The organism is Sphingopyxis witflariensis, from assembly GCF_002205635.1.
Lineage (GTDB): Bacteria > Pseudomonadota > Alphaproteobacteria > Sphingomonadales > Sphingomonadaceae > Sphingopyxis > Sphingopyxis witflariensis.
The window spans coordinates 33,739-52,894 of the sequence record NZ_NISJ01000005.1 but is presented as its reverse complement, the minus strand read 5'-3'; the positions used below and the strand labels follow the sequence as shown (position 1 = coordinate 52,894).

The 19,156-nt window shown below is 63.1% G+C and carries 16 protein-coding genes; 6 read left to right on the top strand and 10 right to left on the bottom strand.

Annotation, left to right across the window (positions count from 1 at the left end):
• Nucleotides 1-40: 40 nt before the first annotated feature.
• From CDQ91_RS10750 to CDQ91_RS10710, 9 genes are all read right to left on the bottom strand, one after another.
• The gene (locus tag CDQ91_RS10750) at nt 41-1,327 is read right to left on the bottom strand and encodes a spinster family MFS transporter (RefSeq protein WP_088472735.1); all 1,287 of its coding nucleotides are present in this window, start codon (nt 1,325-1,327) and stop codon (nt 41-43) included.
• 42 nt (nt 1,328-1,369) lie between these two features.
• Nucleotides 1,370-2,131 carry an SDR family NAD(P)-dependent oxidoreductase gene (locus CDQ91_RS10745; RefSeq protein WP_088472734.1) on the bottom strand — a complete coding sequence of 254 codons (762 nt, stop codon included), beginning with the start codon at nt 2,129-2,131 and terminating at the stop codon, nt 1,370-1,372.
• A gap of 50 nt (nt 2,132-2,181) precedes the next feature.
• Complete coding sequence (locus CDQ91_RS10740; protein ID WP_088472733.1) at nt 2,182-3,708, bottom strand: amidase; 1,527 nt, start codon at nt 3,706-3,708, stop codon at nt 2,182-2,184.
• Nucleotides 3,709-4,806 (bottom strand): Rieske 2Fe-2S domain-containing protein, encoded by a 1,098-nt coding sequence (locus CDQ91_RS10735; protein WP_237245937.1) that lies wholly within the window; start codon nt 4,804-4,806, stop codon nt 3,709-3,711.
• Nucleotides 4,807-4,809: 3 nt separating this feature from the next.
• On the bottom strand, nt 4,810-5,682 hold the full coding sequence (locus CDQ91_RS10730) for an amidohydrolase family protein (protein WP_088472732.1): 873 nt from the start codon (nt 5,680-5,682) through the stop codon (nt 4,810-4,812).
• Nucleotides 5,682-7,316: a class I adenylate-forming enzyme family protein gene (locus CDQ91_RS10725; RefSeq protein ID WP_088472731.1), complete on the bottom strand. Its 1,635-nt coding sequence runs from the start codon at nt 7,314-7,316 to the stop codon at nt 5,682-5,684. The genes CDQ91_RS10730 and CDQ91_RS10725 overlap by 1 nt, the downstream gene beginning before the upstream one ends.
• Nucleotides 7,313-8,887 carry an AMP-binding protein gene (locus CDQ91_RS10720; RefSeq protein ID WP_158213661.1) on the bottom strand — a complete coding sequence of 525 codons (1,575 nt, stop codon included), beginning with the start codon at nt 8,885-8,887 and terminating at the stop codon, nt 7,313-7,315. Before CDQ91_RS10720 ends, CDQ91_RS10725 begins: the two co-directional genes overlap by 4 nt.
• A gap of 128 nt (nt 8,888-9,015) precedes the next feature.
• A complete protein-coding gene (locus CDQ91_RS10715) occupies nt 9,016-9,888 on the bottom strand; it encodes an SDR family NAD(P)-dependent oxidoreductase (protein ID WP_088472729.1) in 873 nt (290 codons plus the stop codon).
• 106 nt (nt 9,889-9,994) lie between these two features.
• Nucleotides 9,995-10,750, bottom strand: a complete 756-nt coding sequence (locus tag CDQ91_RS10710) for an SDR family NAD(P)-dependent oxidoreductase (protein WP_088472728.1) — start codon at nt 10,748-10,750, stop codon at nt 9,995-9,997.
• Between the two features lie 111 nt (nt 10,751-10,861).
• Here CDQ91_RS10710 and CDQ91_RS10705 point away from each other — a divergent pair, with 111 nt between their 5' ends.
• Genes CDQ91_RS10705 through CDQ91_RS10690 form a run of 4 tightly spaced genes read left to right on the top strand, consistent with a single transcriptional unit; the run spans nt 10,862 to nt 15,400 of the window.
• Nucleotides 10,862-12,097: an NADH:flavin oxidoreductase gene (locus CDQ91_RS10705; protein WP_088472727.1), complete on the top strand. Its 1,236-nt coding sequence runs from the start codon at nt 10,862-10,864 to the stop codon at nt 12,095-12,097.
• 5 nt (nt 12,098-12,102) lie between these two features.
• Nucleotides 12,103-12,888, top strand: coding sequence for an SDR family NAD(P)-dependent oxidoreductase (locus CDQ91_RS10700; RefSeq protein ID WP_088472726.1), 786 nt, complete (start codon nt 12,103-12,105; stop codon nt 12,886-12,888).
• Between the two features lie 14 nt (nt 12,889-12,902).
• On the top strand, nt 12,903-14,588 hold the full coding sequence (locus CDQ91_RS10695) for an FAD-binding protein (RefSeq protein ID WP_088472725.1): 1,686 nt from the start codon (nt 12,903-12,905) through the stop codon (nt 14,586-14,588).
• Nucleotides 14,585-15,400 (top strand): SDR family NAD(P)-dependent oxidoreductase, encoded by an 816-nt coding sequence (locus tag CDQ91_RS10690; protein WP_237245936.1) that lies wholly within the window; start codon nt 14,585-14,587, stop codon nt 15,398-15,400. The genes CDQ91_RS10695 and CDQ91_RS10690 overlap by 4 nt, the downstream gene beginning before the upstream one ends.
• A gap of 168 nt (nt 15,401-15,568) precedes the next feature.
• Here CDQ91_RS10690 and CDQ91_RS10685 read toward each other — a convergent pair whose 3' ends face one another.
• A complete protein-coding gene (locus CDQ91_RS10685; RefSeq protein WP_088472724.1) occupies nt 15,569-16,225 on the bottom strand; it encodes a nuclear transport factor 2 family protein in 657 nt (218 codons plus the stop codon).
• Between the two features lie 161 nt (nt 16,226-16,386).
• Between CDQ91_RS10685 and CDQ91_RS10680 the strand changes: the two genes are divergently transcribed.
• Together CDQ91_RS10680 and CDQ91_RS10675 are read left to right on the top strand one after the other, a co-directional pair.
• Nucleotides 16,387-18,711: a TonB-dependent receptor gene (locus CDQ91_RS10680; RefSeq protein ID WP_237245935.1), complete on the top strand. Its 2,325-nt coding sequence runs from the start codon at nt 16,387-16,389 to the stop codon at nt 18,709-18,711.
• Entirely contained in the window at nt 18,708-19,154 is a 447-nt protein-coding gene (locus CDQ91_RS10675) for a nuclear transport factor 2 family protein (RefSeq protein WP_158213660.1), read from the top strand. The genes CDQ91_RS10680 and CDQ91_RS10675 overlap by 4 nt, the downstream gene beginning before the upstream one ends.
• The last annotated feature ends 2 nt before the right edge of the window (nt 19,155-19,156 follow it).

The window sequence follows — 19,156 nt, the reverse complement described above, 5'->3', positions numbered from 1 at the left end:
CCATCTTTTCATCGGGCGAAGTGGAACGAATGGGCTGGGTCTATGCGGCATCGGGGTCGGCCAGGATCGCGCGATCGGATTCCAGATAGCGCGCGCCGAGCCACGCCAGCACCGCAGCGACCATCCCGGTGGGGATGATGATGGTCAGCGCCCAACGCAGCGACAGGTCGCCATCGCCGAAATATTGGCTCAGCGCGCCCGTCGCCCACGGCCCGACGACAAATCCCAAAAAGGTCGTGACCATGATGAACAGCGCTGTCCCGGTGGCCCGGAAACGGTCGGGCAGCAGATATTGCAGCGATGCCATGATGCCGATCGACCAGCCGCCGCCGAGCAGACCGGAGGGGATGGCAAAGAGTTTCGCCATGGCGAGACTGTCGCTCCAGGTGACGAGCATGATGCAGACCGATGCGGCAAGCAGTGCGCCCGCCGCCATTTTTAGCGGGCGTTCGAGCCCCCCCTTCGCTGCCTTATCAGCGAAGGCGCCGAACAAGAGCATGCCGATCAGGCCGGCGCTGCCGAAATAGAGGCCGAAGGTGCTGCTCGCCTCGGCCAGCGGTACGTCATAGAGGCGGGTGAACAGGGCGGGCCCCCAGAAACCGAAGCTGACCCCCGACAATGTGCCGAGCCCCATCGCGATCATCATCAGGACAAAGGCCGATGACCGGATCAGCTTTTTCGTCAGCGGAAGGAGCGGGATCTGGTTTGCGACGGTCAATATCTGCTTGCGGGTCGGTTCGCGGACCAGCAGCCAGGCGATGCCCGACAGCAGGATGCCGGGGACCGCCATGACGAAAAAGGCCATACGCCAGTCATGGGCGTCGGCGATGCGCGGGCCGACCGCATAGCCGGTGATCTGGCCGAAATAGACCGCAAGGCCGAGAACGGCAAAGGCCATGCCGCGCTTTTCGGGGCGGAAATAATCGGACAGGATCGAATAGGCGGGGGCGACGAAGGCGGCTTCGCCAACGCCGACGCCGACGCGCGCCAGCGCGAGCGTCCATGGCCCGGTGGCAAAGCCCGACAGGCCGGTGAACAGGCTCCATATCAGGCAGCCGATGCAAATGATCGCGATGCGCGACGAGCGGTCCGCGAGGCGCGCGATCGGGATGCCGATGGTGGTATAGAGCACGGCGAAGGCCGGGCCCATCAACAGCCCCATAAACTGGTCGCCGACGCCAAATTCGGCCTTGATCGGATCGACCAGCCCCGAGATCAGATAGCGGTCGGCGTAGTTGAAGATATAGATGAACAGAAAGACGATCAGCACCACCCATGGGCTGGACTGCCGTGCCGCTGTCGGCGACGCTGCGACCGATATGTTCACCTGATTCTCCTCATATTCCGGTTTGCAGCTTGTCCGCGTGCGCTAGTCGCGCATCTGAGTGCCGCCGTTGACGTGCCAGACCTGGCCGTTGATGAAGATGCCGTCGTCCGACGCGAGGAAGGCCACCGCGCCTGCAATATCGTCGGGCTTGCCTAGCCGTGGGGACGGGGTGCGCTGGCGCATGTCGTTGACCTGCGCCTCGGACAGATGCTGCGCGACGGCCTCGGTCATGATCAGCCCGGGGCAGATCACATTGGCGCGGATGCCGTCCTTGCCCCATTTAGCGGCGACATGGCGGGCGAGCGCGTGGATGCCGTTCTTGGTCATCGGATAGGCGACCTGCCACGCCGCGCCCGCCGATGCGGCGCCGCTACTGGTATAGATCATCGCGCCGCCGCCGCCATGTTCGAGCATCGCGGGGAGCGCGGCCTGCGTCGCCAGCAAATGGCTTTTCAGGTTGATCGCGACCGAGCGGTCGAAGACATCTTCGGGGCAGTTAAGAGCATCAACGTCGCCCTCGGTCCCGCCCGCGAGGTTCGAATGGAAGAAGTCGAGCCCGCCAAATTCGGCAAGCGCGGCAGCGACGATGGCTTTCTGCGAATCCGCGCTGGTCCCGTCGAGATAGACGCCGATCGCCTTGCCGCCCTTTTTGGTGATCGCGGCGGCGCTGTCCTTCGCCCATTCCTCATTGATGTCGCCGACGACGACGAGTGCGCCCTCGTCGGCGAGCCGCATCGCGGTCGCCGCGCCGATCCCGCGTCCGCCGCCCGCGACCACTCCGATTTTTCCGTTCAGTCCGCGCATTGGTCTTCCTTGCTTCTTAAAATTTGGGCGGGGCTTGGCGCCCCCGATAGTCAGGCGGGCCGCTTGTCGAACCAGGGCGCGGCTCGCTCGACCTGTCCGGCGAGGCGCAGCAGCGTGGTTTCGTCGCCATAACGGCCGGTCATCATCACCCCGATCGGCAGGCCGCCCGCCGACATCGCCAGCGGCATCGACATGCTCGGCTGGCCGCTGACATTGAACAGCCCGGTCCATGGCGTGAACGCCGAGGCATCCTGTCCCCATTTTTCGAAGTCGGCGGGCATCATGTCGAGCCGCCCGAGCTTGACCGGTGGCATCGCCATCGTCGGCGACAGGATGATGTCGTAGCTGGTCATGAACTGCCCCAGCGCGATCGCGGTTTCCTGATAGATATTGCTCGCGCGGACCGCGTCGATGGCTTTGAAATTCTTGCTATATTGCAGGAAGATCAGGGTCACTTTTTCGAGCACGTCGGGCGATGGCGCGATGCCAGTCAGCTTGGCGCGATCCTCGATATCGGCGGCGAGCGCGCTGGAAATCGTTGCGAAATTGGCCATGCCGATCGCTTGCGCATTCACCTTGGGCGAGGCTTCTTCGACATAATGGCCGAGGCTTTCGAGCAGCTTCGCCGCCGCGCGCGCCGCAGCCGCGCATTCGGGATCGACGGGTGTTCCGCCGGGCGTGTCGAGCATCAGCGCGACGCGCAGCTTGCCCGGCGCTTTGGTGACTTGTGACAAAAAGCTGCCGTCGGGGGTCGGCGCGCCATAGCGCGACCCGATTTCGACGCCGTGGGTCGCATCGAGCATCGCGGCGGAATCGCGTACCGTCCGGCTGATCGCATGATGGGTCGATAGCCCGCCCCAGCCTTCGGTCCGCTTCGGCCCCATCGGCACACGGCCACGGCTGGGCTTCAGCCCAAACAGGCCGCAGCACGACGCCGGGATACGGATCGACCCGCCGCCGTCGGAGGCATGGGCGAGCGGGACGACCCCCGCCGCGATTGCCGCCGCCGAGCCTCCGCTCGATCCGCCGGCGATATGGTCGGGGTTCCATGGGTTGCGCGTCAGGCCAGTGGCCAGCGATTCCGTAGTGCCGGTCAACCCGAACTCAGGGGTCGTCGTCTTGCCGAAGATCACGAAACCAGCGGCCTGATGGCGCCGCACGAGTTCGGACGTATAGTCGGGGCGATAGTCCGCATAGAAGCGGCTCCCCTGTCCGCTGCGCTCGCCCGCGATATGGGTGTTCAGATCCTTGACCAGCAACGGCACTCCCTGGAACGGCCCTCTGGGCAGCCCGTCGGCGATCGCCTTCTTGCCGGAATCATAAAGTTTCTGCGCCATGAAGTTGAAGCGCGGATTGCTGGCCTCGGCGCGCGCGACGGCTATGTCGAGCAGTTCGGCGGGCGATACGGCTTTATCGCGCACGAGCTTGGCGAGGCCGAGCGCGTCGTGATCGTCCAATGGGTCGCTTCGCATCACCCCTCCCTTCGCTTGTGCCGCCTGCGGGAGCGCGACCATTGCCGCCGCCGCGGCACCGCTTGTCAGCAGGTCGCGGCGGGTCAGATCCGATGGGGGCCCCATTCAGGCGCTCGCTCTGACAGCGGTCGGCGCTGTGTAATAGCGCGAGTAGAATTGGCGGAATTTGGGGATCGGGCCGTCGCCGTCACAGATGATCGGATTGGGCTCATAGCGCATCCGGTCCCACACCACCTTGTCCTGATCCATCTGCTTGTTGACGTCGGCGATAATCGCGCGGGCGAGCCCCGCGTTGGGGCCGTCCTTTTGCGATTTCGGCTGAGTGTAGAGATAGCGGACCTTCAGATGGTCCTTCTCGACGGGGGTGACGCAGGCGATCAGCAGCGTCTCGCAGATGCCGGTGAACCGCACCCAATTTTGGCCCGGACCCTGCGACGCGCTGGTGATCTCGCCATCGACCTCGCCGCGCGGGGTGCCCATTTTGGCGCGCAGCACGCTGCTGCGATCATAGCCGTCGCCCCAATGCAACTCGCCCATCGGTAGGTTCGCGGTGCCGTGGATGAATTTGAAATGGGCGAAATCGACGCCGTTCTCGGCCATATTCTGGATGCTGCCATAGATATTCCACTCGGCGATCTGGAATTCGCTCCAGTCGGGATCGGTCGCCTCGGGGCTGTGGACGACCTCGAACAAGGGCGCGACATCGTCGGGGTGATACCACATCCAGATGATCCGGTTGGCTTCGCGGATATGCCAGGTGCGGGTGCATTTGCGCTTCACCTGCGGCGGGATGGCGCGCGCGTAAGGAATGTCCTTAACCACGCCTTCTTCGCCGTCATAGCGCCAGGCGTGGAACGGACATTCGAGCAGATTGCGGTTGACCTTGCCGCCATGCCCCATGTGCGCGCCGAGATGCTTGCAATAGGCGTCGAGCATCCGCACCGTCCCGTCTTCGCCGCGCCAGATCGCCAGCTCGGTTGAAAAATAGCGCAGCGGCTTTACCTCACCGACCTGCAACTCGTCCGAGAGCAGCGCGGGATACCAGCCAAAGGGGTAAGGGGTGTCGAGGTTGCGCTCCGCCGCTGGGACGGCATTGTCGATCGGGGCGATACGCCACGCCTTCAACTCGTCCTTCGACATATTCTCGAGCAACCGCCAAACCGCGACGGGCGCGGTGCGGGCATCAGTGACGCTGTCATTCATCGCTCAGGCTCCCAATCCAAAGACTTTGATCGCGTTTTCGCGCAGGAATTTCGGCCACACCTCGTCCTTGAAGGGCACGTTCGGCATGTCGCTGAAAATCCGGTCGAGGCTCAGCCCCATCGGGAAATATCCGGCATAGATGATCTTGTCGGCGCCGCGCGTGTTCGCGTAATCGATGATCGCCTTGGGATAATGTTTGGGGGCAAAGGCGCTGGTCGAATAATAGAGGTTCGGCCATTTTAGCATCAGCTTGACCGCCAGCGCCTCCCACGGCTCGGCGCCGTGGCGCATCACGACCTTGAGGTCGGGGAAGAACCAGCATACCTCGTCGAGATGCTCGACCTTTTGCGTTTCCATCGGAATGCGCGGCCCCGGAATCCCGGCGTTGAGGCAGATCGGCAGGCCGAGTTCGGCGGCGCAGGTATAGAGCGGGAACATATATTTATGGTTGATCGCGACCTGCGGCAGCGTGCCCGCTGGAAACACGCTGATCGCCGACAGCCCGACCTCGGCATGGATGCGCTTGATGCGGCGGACCTCCTCGACCCCCTTGTTGGGATCGCACGGCAGATCGAAGAAGAAACGGTCGCCGAACTTCTCCTTCGCGCGGCGCGAGGTCGCATTATCGTTCCAGCCGACCATCGCCTTGTCGATGTTGAACCGGTCCATCTCGTCGACCGTCCATTGGACGAAATCGTCGACCGCGCCCGACTGCGGAATGTCCTTGAACATATATTGCGCGGGCATCGAGAATTGCTTCAGCGTTTCGGCATCCTTGATCATCGGCTTGAAGCTGTCGAACCAGTCGGCGCGATGTTCGCTTTCGGGAATCCCGAGCATGCAGTCGATAATGCCGATGTCTTTGGGCATAGCCATTATGCGGGGTTTCCTTCTGTCCTAGTCCATTCGGTGCGGAGGCGTTTCTTGTCGATCTTGCCGACATCGTTGCGGGGCAGGGGGGCGGCGTCGACCCGGACCTGCGCGGGTGCTTTGTAACGCGCGAGCTTGTCGGCCACCTCGGCGATGATCGCGGCGGCGTCGACATTGTCGCCGACCACGCGCGCGACGAGCAATTCGCCGAGCCGGTCATCGGCGATGCCAAAGGCGGCACATTCGACGACTTCGGGCATCGCGTTGACGATGCGCTCGACCTCGGCGCAATAGATATTCTCGCCGCCCGAAATGACCATGTCCTTCGCGCGATCGACGATGAAGATATAGCCTTCGGGGTCGATCAGCCCGACGTCGCCGGTCTTGAGCCAGCCGTCGGGGGACAGGACCGCCGCGGTTTCCTCTGGGCGTTGCCAATAGCCCTGCATGACCATCGGGCCGCGCACGACAATTTCGCCGACTTCGCCGGCGGGAAGCACGTTCCCGTCGGGGCCCTCGATCCGCACATCGACGAGCGACAGCACCCGCCCGGCCGAGGCGCGGTTGCGGATGAAGTCCTCGCCCATGCTCATCGCGACGCTGCCCGAGGTTTCGGTCATGCCGTACCCAGTGCCCATCACGACATCGGGGCAGGCGGCGCGCAATTCGTTGAGCAGGCTGACCGGCATTGCCTGACCGCCCATTCCGATGTTGCGCAGGCTCGACAGGTCGGCCTTTTTGCCTTTTCCGGCGTGAACGATGTCCCACATCATCGTCGGGACGCCCGAAAACATCGTGACCTTTTCGCGCTCGATCAACTCCATGGCCTCGTCGGCCGCCCAGCGCCGCATGACGACGATTTTCGATCCGGCGAGCAAGGGCGACAGGAAGCTCGCGCCCAGCCCCGAAATATGAAACAGCGGAACGACCAGCATGGTGACCTGCTGCGGCATATTTTCGAGGATCACCGACACCGGAATCTTCAGGTCGCGCGCGGTGTTGTGGAGGACCATCGTCCCCGCCAATTGCGTACCCATGATCCCGGTCATCAGATTTTCGTGGGTCAGCACCGCGCCCTTGACGCGGCCGGTGGTGCCCGAGGTGAAAAGGATCGCCGCGGGATCGCTTTTCTTTGCGGGGGTGATGTTGGCAGGCGCGGTGCCTGTTGCGGGGAAATCCGCTACGACGATGAGTCGGCCGGTATAGCCGCCCTCGCGCAGCAAGGCGGCGCGGCCGCTGTCGGCAAGCACGACGGCGGGCGATACATCGTCGATCGCGGCGCAAAGCTCGCTCGGCGAGCCCCGGCTGTTGAGCAGTGCGGCGACGCCGCCGCAGCGGATCGTCGCGAGAAAGCCGATCATCCATTCGCTGCGGTTGCGCATGCAGATGGCGACGCGGTCGCCGCGTTCGATGTCGAGGATGCCCGCCAGCGCGTCGCGCCGCGCGAACATCTGGGCATAGGTCCAATGGGTGTCGCCCTCGGCAACGCAGACCCGGTCGCCGAACGCGCGGGCGCTTTCGATCAGTTGGTTGAGGTCGTCGGGGGCGTTGACGAAGCGGCGCATGCCGCCCCGTTCGCCCAGTTCAAAGGGGGTGCCGGGCGCGGTGACGGCATCGAAAATGGGGTCGCTGTGCTTCACGCTGCCTCTACCTGTTGCTTGGCCCAGGCATAGTCGGGCTTTCCGGCCGCCGACCGCTGGATCGTGTCGGCCCAGACGATCGTCCGGGGGGTCTTGTATGCGGCGAGCCGCCTCTTGATGAAATCGGCGATCGCCGCCGGTTCGGGGCGGTCGTGGCGGTCGCGCAGCGATACCACCGCGGCGACCTTTTGCCCCCATCGCTCGTCGTCGATGCCGACGACGAGGGCGTCGAGGATCGCGGGATGCGCGCGCAATTCGCGCTCGACCTCTTCGGGGAAAATCTTCTCGCCGCCCGAATTGATGCAGTTCGACCCGCGCCCGAGAAAATTGATCATGCCGTCGCCATCGACATAGCCGCTGTCGCCGGTGATCGCCCAGTTGCGCCCGTCGATGGTGCGGAAGGTTTCGGCGGTCTTTTCGGGATCGTTATAATAGCCGACAGGGACATGGCCGCTGCGGCCGATCAGCCCGATTTCGCCGGGTTCGGCAAAGCGGTCGCTGACGAAAATGCGCTGGGTGTAGTCGCACGGTACTCGGAGCATCCCGCCATCGGTCGCTTTGACCGACAGGCTGGTCCCGGTTTCGGACGCGCCCATGCCGTTGGTGATCGCGGCGTTGGGGAGCAGGTTGAGAAGGTCGTCCTGAACATGCGGCGAAAAGAGCGCGCCGCCCGACCCGAAATTATAGACGCTGGTGAGCGACCAGCGGCCCGGATGGTCGCGCAGCGCATCGCGCAGCGGGATCGCCATCGCGTCACCGACGACCTGGATCAGATTGGCCTGATCGCGATCGACCCGGTCCCAGATCGCGGCGGGATCGAAGGCTATGCTGCGATCGAGAACGACGGTCAGCCCCGCGAGCAGCGCGGTCCACGCCGACCAGATTGCGGCGCCATGCATCAGCGGCGCGATGGTGAACATCTTGAGCGGCGGTCCCTCGGCGGCGCGGCTCCTTATGTCCTCGGGCGCTGCGATCGGTCCGGCGGGATGGAAATAGCCCGCACCGCCCGCGCAGCCGTAGAAGAAAGCCTTGTGCGGCCACATCACGCCCTTGGGCATGCCCGTGGTGCCGCCCGTATAGAGCAGCATATAATCATCTTCGGAGCGTTCGTAGCGTTGCTTTTCGCCGGGGATGAGGAGGCTGTCGTAGTTGATCGAGAGCCCGTCATCGCCATCGGCGCAAACTGCCAGCTTCAGTTTCGGAAGCTGCGCGCGCAGTTCGTCGACCGGTGCGGTATATTCGCCGTCGTGGACGATGCACGCCGCGTCGGCGTTCTGGAACAGATAGAGGAGTTCGGCGCGCTGATAGCGGTAATTGACGTTGAACGGCACCGCGCCGATCTTGATCGCCGCGAGATAGGCCTCGAGATATTCGGCGCGGTTGCGCATATAGAGGCCGACATGATCGCCGCGAACGATGCCCTGCGCGAGCAATCCGCGCGCGAGTGCATCACTGCGATCGTCGAGCTCGCGATAGGTCAGGCTCTCGTCGGGACCCTGGATCGCCAGCCGGTCGGGTACGGCATCGGCCACCGTCTCGAACAGGTCGGCAATGTGAAATTGCGTTTTCAAACCACCCTCATTTCTGTCCGTTGATGTGCGTCGACTCCATGTCGATCGTATTTTGCGTAATTATTTTTGTATCAAATTACGAATAATTGCAAGTGCGAGAATTTCTATCGCAGCGCTGCGTAATATTCTTAATAAACCGCCGCCGGATTCGGCTCATTCGGGCTACCCAGCATCTCGCGGTAAGACGGGCGCTCCTTGCCGCGATCGGTGATGCCGAGGTCGCGGGCGACTTCGGCGCCGACGACGGTATGGCCCGACAGCGTCGCGCCGAGCGGGTCGCGAGCAAGTGCGTGGAGGATATGGCCGGTGAATTCGGGATTTTCGGCGGTCTCGATAAAGCCTTCATATTGTTCGGGGTTCACCTCGCGTGCGATCGTCGATCGTTCGGTGATCAGGGGCCCCATCCACACCGAAATCGTCCGCACGCCGGTGTCGCGCAGATCATGCTCCATATCGTGCGCGAATTTGTCGACCCCGGCCTTTTGCGCGCCATAGGCAGGGCCGTGCATATAGCAGCTCGCGCCAAAGGAGGAGCCGAAGGCGATCAGCCCCGAGCCCTGCGGCACCATCATCCGCGCCGCATGCCAACTCGCGACATAGGCCGAGCGCAGCCCGACATCGAGGATGTTCGCTGCGGCGATTTCCTTTTCCCAGAAAGGTTTTTTCTCGATCAGCTGGTGGTGCATATAGGCGGCGTTGTTGACGAGGATATCGAGCCGTCCCTGTTCGGCGGCGATCTGCGCGAACAGGCGTTCGACCTGCGCGTCGTCGGCGTGGTCGCAAACGACCGCGATGCCCTTGCCGCCGGCCTTCGTTACCGCCTCGGCGGTTTCGGCGACGGTGCCGGGAAGAACGGTGCCGTCCCAGCCCTTGGCATCGCCCGGCGTCAGCGTCCGTCCGGTGACATAAACGGTCATGCCTTTCTCGCCCAGCCCGCGTGCGATGCCCGCGCCGGCACCGCGGCTGGCCCCGGTGACGAGGGCGATTTTCGGTTCGGTCATGTCAGTCTCCCATTATTTTGTCGTGTGACGCCTGCCGGTTGCGGCGGGCCGTGATGGTATGGTTGGGCGTATCGTCCGCCCGATGCTCGACGCGCGTCAAGCGCGCCTAGTCGAAATTGGCCTGGCCGCCGTCGAGCGGGATCGTCGCGCCGGTGAGATACGCCATCTCGGGGCCGCACAGGGCGACGACCGCGCGGCCGATATCCTCCTCGCATTGACCGACGCGGCCGAGCGGGATCGTCTTGAAGAAGGCGCGCGCCTCGTCGGGATTTTTCTCCGCCCAGCCTTTCAGGCCCGGCGATTCGGCGTGCGGCGCGACGTTGAGGACGCGGATCTTGTCTTTACCCCATTCGGCCGCCGCGCCGCGCGTCAGCGACTGGATCGCGCTTTTCGTCGCGGCATAGGCGCCATATCCGGTCATGTCCCAGCGGTGGATGACCGACGAGACGAGGTTGAAAATCACACCACCGCCGCGCGCCGCCATATGCGGCTGTACCAGCTTCATCAGCCGCAGCGTCGCGAGCGGACCCGATTCAAAGCCGGCGATGAAGGCGTCGTCGGCGACCGCGAGCAATTCGCCGTTGGGGACTTCCTGCGCATTGTTGACCAGTATATCGATGCCGCCAAATTCGGCGACGGTTTGCGACACCAGTTCGCCCAGCGATGCCGCCGACTTGACGTTGCATTCGATCGCGCGCGCTGTGCCTTGGCCGCGCTGGTCGATCATCCGCTTGGTTTCGGCGAGCTTGGACAATGTCCGGCCGGCCAGTACGACGGTGTCGCCCTGCGCGGCGAAGGCGAGGGCGATGCCCTGACCGACCCCCTGGCCGGCTCCGGTCACAATGATGATTCGATCGGTCATCCGCAAAACTCTCCATGATTCGTAATTTTTTTGTTTTCAAATTACGCATGAGCTTGACATAAAGACACGCAGAGCGTCAATTGCGTTATTGAAACCAAGTAAGGAACCCGCATGTCTGGAGAGGCTGCTTCCCCCTTTTTCCCGCTCACCCTGGGGCCGCTGACGCTGCGAAACCGCTTCATCAAGGCCGCGACAAATGAAGGCATGGCCAAGAATGGCGTGGTTTCCAAGGGATTGGCGCTGTTCCACGAGCGCGTGGCCGAGGGCGGCGCCGCAATGTCGACCGTCGCCTATTGCGCGACCAGCCGCGACGGACGCACCTTCGTCGATCAGGCGACGCTCGAACGCGAATCAATCGTCGACTTTCGGGCGCTGACCGACGGCGTCCACCGCCATGGTGCCGCCGCCTGCGCGCAGATCACCCACGCCGGGTCGTTCACCTTCCTCGGCCCCGATCAATTGCAGGCGAAGCGACCGCCATCGTCGAGCGGTGGCTTTAACAAGGTCGGCATGCTGTCGAAGCGCTGGTTCAAGAAGCGTATGAACCGCGATGAAATCGCCGCGATGGCCGACGAGTTCGTTGAGGCGGCGAAGCTGGCGCGCGAGGCGGGGTTCGATGCGGTCGAACTGCATATGGGCCACGGCTATCTGCTCAGCCAGTTCATCTCGCCCGTCTATAATAAGCGCCGCGACGAATTTGGCGGGACGATCGAAAAGCGGATGCGTTTCCCGGCTGAAGTCTTGTCGCGGGTGCTCGATGCGGTTGGCAAGGATCTGGCGGTCGTCGTCAAATATAGCATGACCGACGGCACCGCGCGGGGCAACCAGATCGCCGATGGCGTGCAGGTCGCGCGCATCCTCGAACGCACCGGCGCGCATATGGCGGTGCTGTCGAACGGGTTGAACGTCGAATCGATCACCGCGATGTTCGGCTCCTCCTTTCCGAAGGAAAATCGCGCGAGCAATCCGAACCCGATCATCCGCATGGGGATGTGGCTGCAATCGCTGACCGAGCCGCAGAATGTCGTGTTTCACGAAAATTACCTGCGCGATCATGCGCTGAAGATCCGCGAAGCGGTGACGATGCCGCTCGCCTATCTGGGCGGGGTCCATTCGATCGAAGGGGTCGAAATAGCGATGGCCGACGGCTTTGATTGCGTCGCGATGGGCCGGATCTTGATCCATGATCCGAAAATTGTGAACCAATGGGCGGCGGGGACGGCGCATGCATCGGGTTGCACCGCGTGCAACCGCTGTGTCTCGATGATGTATCTGCCGACGGGGACGCACTGTATCCTCACCGGGGCGCAGGATGCCGCCCTCAATAAAATAGCAGCGGGAGCGTGACGAGCATGAGCGGAATTTTCGACGGCCGGGTGGCGATCATCACCGGCGGCAGCGACGGCATCGGCCGCGCGACCGCCGCCATGCTGGCGGCGCGCGGCGCGACCGTCGCCGTCTGCGCGCGGCGCGAGGACAAGCTCGCCGAAACGAAAGCCGAGATCGAAGCCGCGGGCGGCAAGGTCGAAACCCATGTGCTGGACGTGACCGATTTCGATGCGCTCGCCGCGCTGATCGACGATGTCGCGGCGCGCCACGGGCGGCTCGACATGCTCGTCAACAATGCGATGTCGACCCATTATGCGCCGCTGTCGAAGCTGAAGCTCGAACATTGGCGCAAGGATTTTGCGGTCAACGCTGATGCGGTATTCGTCAGCACCAAGGCGGCGATGGCGATCATGACGAAGCAGGGCAAGGGCGCGATCGTCAACGTCTCCTCCTCCTGCGGCATCCGCGCCGCGACCAACATGACCAGCTATTCGGCCTCAAAAGCGGCGCTCACCCATTTCACCGCCTGCGCGGCTATGGAGGGCGCGCGTCACGGGGTGCGCGTCAATGCGATCGTTCCGGGGCAGGTGCAGACCGCGGGGACCGAGGATTTCGCGCGCAAGGCACCCGAGGTTGCGGCGATGACCGCCGATGCGATCCCGATGGGGCGTGGAGGTAACCCGGAAGAACTCGCCGAAGTGATCTGCTTCATGCTGTCTGATGCCGCGAGCTATATCACCGGCGCGGCGCTGCCCGTCGATGGCGGCAAGTCGGCGCAGCTCTACATGCCCTATTCCTATCAGTCGTGACGAAAGCGCAAAGCATGAGCTGGGACAAAGAAGTCGATCTGCTGGTCGTCGGGTCGGGGGCGGGCGGGCTGCTGTCGGCGCTGGTTGGCGCCGAAAATCACACCGATGTATTGATCGTCGAAAAGGAGAAATTATGGGGCGGCACTTCGGCCACCTCGGGCGCGGGGATATGGATTCCGGCCAGCGACCAGGCCGCGGCGGCGGGGTTTCACGACAAGGTCGATGATGCGTTTCGTTATGTTCGCAAGCTTTCAGCCGACAATGTCCCCGACGCCAATATTCGCGCCTATGTCTCGAACGCTTCGGAGATGCTGCGCTGGATGGGCTCGCACACGCCGATAACCTACTGTGCCTTTCCCTACCCCGATTATCACGCCGAAAATCCTGGTGGCAGCCCGACCGGATATCGCACCCATATGCCGTTGCCGATCGACGGCCGGGGGCTGGGGAAGGATGTCGAAACGCTGCGCTTCGCGTCGCCCGCGGCCAGCCTGTTCGGCTATTTGAACTGGCATTTCGACGAAACCTATATGCTGTTGTTCCGTCAAAAGGGCTGGCAGTGGCATATGGCAAAGAGCCTTGCGCGCTATTGGTTCGATTGGCCGTTCCGCTTCAAGTCGCGCAAGGATCGCCGCCTGACGCTCGGCAATGCGCTGGTCGGCGGAATCAAATTGGCGCTTAACGAACGCAAGGTGCCGCTGTGGCTCGATAGTCCGATGCAGCAACTGGTGATCGAAAACGGCAAGGTCACGGGCGCGGTCGTGCGGCATCAGGGGCGTGACCTTCGGATCGGCACGCGCAAGGCGGTCATCCTGGCGGCGGGCGGCTTCGACAAAAATGCCGCGATGCGCAGCGAGCATGCGCCGCTGTACCGGAATACGCTCTATTCGGGCGGCACCTCGGGCAACACCGGCGACAGCATCCGCGCGGGTGTTGCGGCGGGCGCCGACACGATGAACATGCAATCGGCATGGGCGGCGCCGGTCTTTTACGTGCCGGGCGAGGATCGCGGGCGGCTGTCGACGATCGAGCGCGCGCTGCCCGGCAGCATCATCGTCAGCCAGCAGGGCAAGCGCTATCTCAACGAGGCCGCCTCCTATCACATCGTTGGTCAGCAAATGGCGCGGCGCGAACAGGAGCATGGCGATGCGTCGCCGAGTTGGTTCGTTTTCGACCATGAATATCGGCACAATTATCCGGTGGGCCCGCTGTTGCCGTTGATGCCTGACTGGTTCCAGCGCGGCGAAGTGCGCGGCATTTTGAAGAAGGGCAACACGGTCGAGGCGCTGGCAGCGGACATGGGGGTCGACCCCGCGGCGCTGACCGCGACCATTTCCCGTTTCAATCAGTTCGCGGCCGAAGGCAGCGACCCCGATTTCGATCGCGGGCTGGCGACCTATGATAAAATGTATGGCGATCCGCGCGTCACCCCCAATCCGTGTTTGCGGCCGCTGAGCAAGGGACCGTTCTACGCGATGCCCATCTACCCGGGCGACATTGGTACCAACGGCGGGCTCAGGACCGACGACAAGGCGCGCGTTGTTCAGGCCGATGGCGCGCCGATCACTGGGCTCTATGCGATCGGCAACAATGCCGCCTCGGCGATGGGCGAAAGCTATCCCGGCGCGGGGGTGACGATCGGTCCAGCGCTGACCTTCGGCTATATCGCCGCGCGCGATGCGTTGGGGGTGAACCAGTGACGGGCGGGCGTTTGCAGGGCAGGGCGGCGGTCGTCACCGGCGCTGCGCGCGGGATCGGTCAGGCGATGGTCGCGCGCTTCGTCGCCGAGGGCGCGCAGGTTGCGGCGCTCGATCTGCGGCAGGAGGATGCCGATCAGGCCGGGGCAACGCTGGGGATCGCATGCGATGTCGGCGACAGTGCCTCGGTCGCTGCCGCGCTGGCACAGGCGCGCGCGGCGTTCGGACGGCTCGACATTGCGGTCAACAATGCCGGGATCGGGTCGGCGCCGGGCGACGGGTCGGAGCCATTTTACGCGGCGATGGCGCGGCGCAATGGCGAGCTCGCCGAAAAGGGCGCGTCCGACGTGATTGTCGACCAGCTGATCCATATGGAAGATCGCGGCTGGGCGGCGGTGATGGCGGTCAACCTCAACGGTCCTTTCTATGTCGCGCGAGAATTTGCCCGCATCAAGGCAGCCGACGGCACCTCCGGCGCGATCATCAACATCTCCTCGACGTCGGCGCAATCGGGCGAAGGCTCGCCGCATTATGTGACCAGCAAGGCCGCGATCATCGGCCTGACGCGCCAGCTTGCGCGCGAACTCGCGCCGCGCGGCATCCGCGTCAACGCGCTGGCGCCGGGGCCGACCAACACCCCGATCATGAACGGCATCCCTGCCGAGTGGATCAAGGGGATGGAGTCGTCGGTGCCGCTGGGCCGCATGGCCGATCCTGCGGAGATTGCTGCCGCTGCACTCTATCTTGCCAGCGACGATGCGAGCTTCGTTACCGGATCGGTGCTCGTCGCCAATGGTGGGAGCTATTCCTTTTAGGGCGTGACGGCTTTGTTTTGGATCGTCATTGCGAGCGAAGCGAAGCAATCCAGAGGCGGCCTTGCACCGCTCTGGATTGCCGCGTCGCTCTGCTCCTCGCAATGATGACGGCAATCAGCCTGGCGTCATCACATCCTTGGGCATGGAAGGGCGCGCGCCCTCGTCGCGTCAGTCGGCGCGGACCTTGACCTTTGGCGCGGCTTGCCCGCGGCGCATCTGTTCCAGAAATTTCTCGAGCGGCGCAGGCTCGGCGACTGGCGTCGTCGGCGCGCCATCGCGCGCCCAAAATTCCTCATAGCTTGGGAAGAGCTTGTGGAAATTGCCTGCGACCGCCTCGGCCCCCGGCCAGCGCATCTTGTCGGGGCCGACCGGCGGCTTGTTGAGATCTGTCGCGTACCAATAGAGCGGCAGGCGGCGACCGAAATACCAGCGCGGGCCGTCGGGGCCTTCGGCGCGGACATAATCGTCGACATACATCATCTGCATGATCACCCATTCGTCGGCGCCGCCCGCGACGGGGGTTTCATGCTCATTCTTTGAATAGACGATGCCATGGGCGTGATCGGCGTCGTCGAATTCGATGATATGGCCGCCGATATGATGCGACGTGCCGGTGAAGGGCGCGCGCAGCGTCCCGTCCATATAGGCGCGCAGCGCCTCGCGCCCGCTCGCTCCCTTGCCGACGCGCACATCGGCGGGAAACAGCGACACCATCGCATCCATATCGCGCATGTCGAGCGCCAGCGCATATTTCGCCGGCAGTTGGCGAATGGCGTCAAGTGCCTCCAGCCGCTCAATTCTCTGTTCCAGCGTCGGTCCGGGCAATGCACTTCTCCCATTTTGATCAGCGGCGGGCAAATGCCAAAATATTTGCGCAAATGCAAATCAGATTTGCATTAATATCATCATTTGCGTAGAAAGATTGCAGAATCGGAACGGCGATTGAAAGGGATAGGATGTCTGGAAATTTTGCACGAGCCGCGGCCATGGGCGCGCTGGCTATCGGTCTGGCCACTGGCCCTGCGCAGGCGCAGCAGGCCGATACGCAGGATAGTGCGGGTGCCGCTGATCCCAATATCATCGTCGTCACCGCGCAAAAACGCGCCGAGAATCTGCAGGAAGTGCCAATTGCGATTTCGGCGCTGAGCAGCGCCTATCTTGAGGCGCGAGACATCACCTCGATCGATAGCATCGGCGCCGTTGCCCCCAATGTGAAATTCGAACGCGCGCCGGGCAGCGGGACGATCGCACAGATCGCCATTCGCGGATCGGTAACGATTAATCCGGCGGTGACGTGGGAGCCCGCGGTGGGACTGTATCTTGACGGCGTCTATATCGCGAAGAATCAGGGCGCGATTTTCGACGTCGCCGACTTGGAACGGGTCGAGATTTTGCGCGGCCCGCAGGGCACGCTTTATGGTCGCAACAGTCTTGCGGGTGCGGTCAACCTCGTCACTGCCAAGCCGACCGGCGAGCTCGGTGGCAAGCTGGAAGTCAGCTATGGCAATTATGATTACAAGCGCGCCAAGGCGACGCTGAACCTGCCCGCGATCGGGCCCTTCTCAATCAAGCTGTCGGGGCAAATCTCCAAGCGCGACGGTTTCTATGACATTCAGGACAATCCGTTTCCTGCCGCGGCGCCCTTCGCCCAGCCGGCATCGGTGAAGGATGCGCAGTCGCTCAATGGCCGGAGCGCGATGGTGCAGGTGCGGTTCGAGCCGACCGACAATCTGACCTTCGATTATGCCTATGATTATAGCAAATATGATCAGCGTCCGTCGCCGGGGCAGTTGCTGCGCGTCAACCAGAATGGCGATCCGCGCGACATTTTCGATCCGAACAGCGCCAACTATATCGGCATCCCGCTTGGCCTGTTCGCCAATCCCGAGCGGCAAGACACGCTGAGCATCAACGCGTCGCCCTTTGCCGAATATTCGCGCATTTATGGCCATGCGCTGACGGCGACGCTCGACCTTGGTGCCGCCGAACTCAAGTCGATCACCGCTTATCGCGACCTTCGTTTCGTTGACACGCTCGAACTCGACGGGTCGCCGGTCGATATCGCGCAGACGTCACGCATCACCGACATGAACAGTTTCAGCCAGGAATTGCAGTTGACGGGCTCGGCCATCGACGACCGCCTGCACTATGTGCTCGGCGCCTTCTATTATGACGAGAGCGCGGGCACGGTGAATCCGCAGAAATTCTTCGGCGTGTTCGGCCCAGGAGCGAACCGGTTTGATTCGCGCTACGCCTCCAACACCACGGCATGGGCAGCTTATGCGCAGGCTGATTTCAAGATCACCGAGGCGCTGAAACTGACGCTCGGCGGGCGCTACACCAAGGAGAAGAAGGACATCAGTCGCTTCCTCCAGATATTGAATAGCCCGCCGACTCCGGCCTTCACCGTCGCCGATGTGCAGTTCGGTGATTTGCCCGACGCCAAGTTCAGCAACTTCAGCCCGGCGGCGACGCTGTCCTATGAGGTTAATCGCGACGTGAACGTCTATGCGCGCTTTGCCCGCGGCTTCAAATCGGGCGGGTTCAACGGCGAAACCAATACATTCGTCGCGCCGACCCCTGATTGCCCGACCGGGACGCCCGAGCTGTGCAATCCCTATCGCCCCGAAAAGGTCGACAGCTATGAAGTCGGCTTGAAAACCGTTCTCGCCGATGGCGCGATGACGCTGAACATCGCGGGCTTCTACGACAAGCATAAGGACATCCAGCTGTCGGTATTCGATGCTGGGGGTGCGGCGGCATCGACCGTGTTGAACGCGGGGGCGGCGACGATCAAAGGGATCGAGATCGAAACGATCATTCGTCCGGCGCCGTGGCTGACCTTCAACGGCTCCTTCGCCTATCTCGATGCCAAATATGACAGCTTCATCGACGGCGGTATCGACGTGTCGGACAATCGCGCTTTCCCGCACACCCCCAAATATTCGGTTTCGGCCGGGTTCGACTGGCGCGTACTGGAAGGTAGCTGGGGCCGGTTCAACATTCTCGGCGACCTCAGCATGGTGTCGAAATATCACACCTTCCCCTATGCGCTGAGCACGACCAACGCGTCGGATCAGGTCGCCGCGGACACGCAATCGCCGGGGCGGACGATGGTCAATATGACGGCGTCGCTGACGCGCATCCCGATCGGCGGCGTCGAAGCCAAGATCAGCGCGTGGGTTCGCAATCTGACCAATGAGGATGCGCCGAGCAACTTCATCGATTTCGGGCCGGACTTTGGCGGAATATTGATCGGCTATTTCCCCGATCCGCGCACCTTTGGCCTGACCGTCGGAATGGAATTTTGACGGCGGACGATTATTTCGCGATCCAGCGGCTGATCAATATCTATTTCGTCCACGTCGACGGAGCCGATTTCGATGCCGCTGGGTCGTTATTCGACCGCGCCGACATGATCTACACCGCGACCGGGCGCCATATCCATCAGGATGGGGCCGCGGTCGCGGCGTTGATGCGCAGCTTCGTGAAGCTGCACGGACCCGATGAGCGCCCGCTGACTCGCCATCACAGTGGCAATCTGACCATCGAACCCGATGGCGATGCGCGGGCGTCGGCGCGGTGCAGCGCGATCATCTTTCAAGCGGCGCCGGGCTTTCCGCTCCAGCCGATCGCCGAGGCGAGCTATTGCGACCGCTTTGCGAAGGACGGCGATGCGTGGCATTTCACGCGCCGCGAGATGGAGATGACGCTGACCGGCGATTTGAGCCAGCATCTGTTACGGGAGGCATAGAC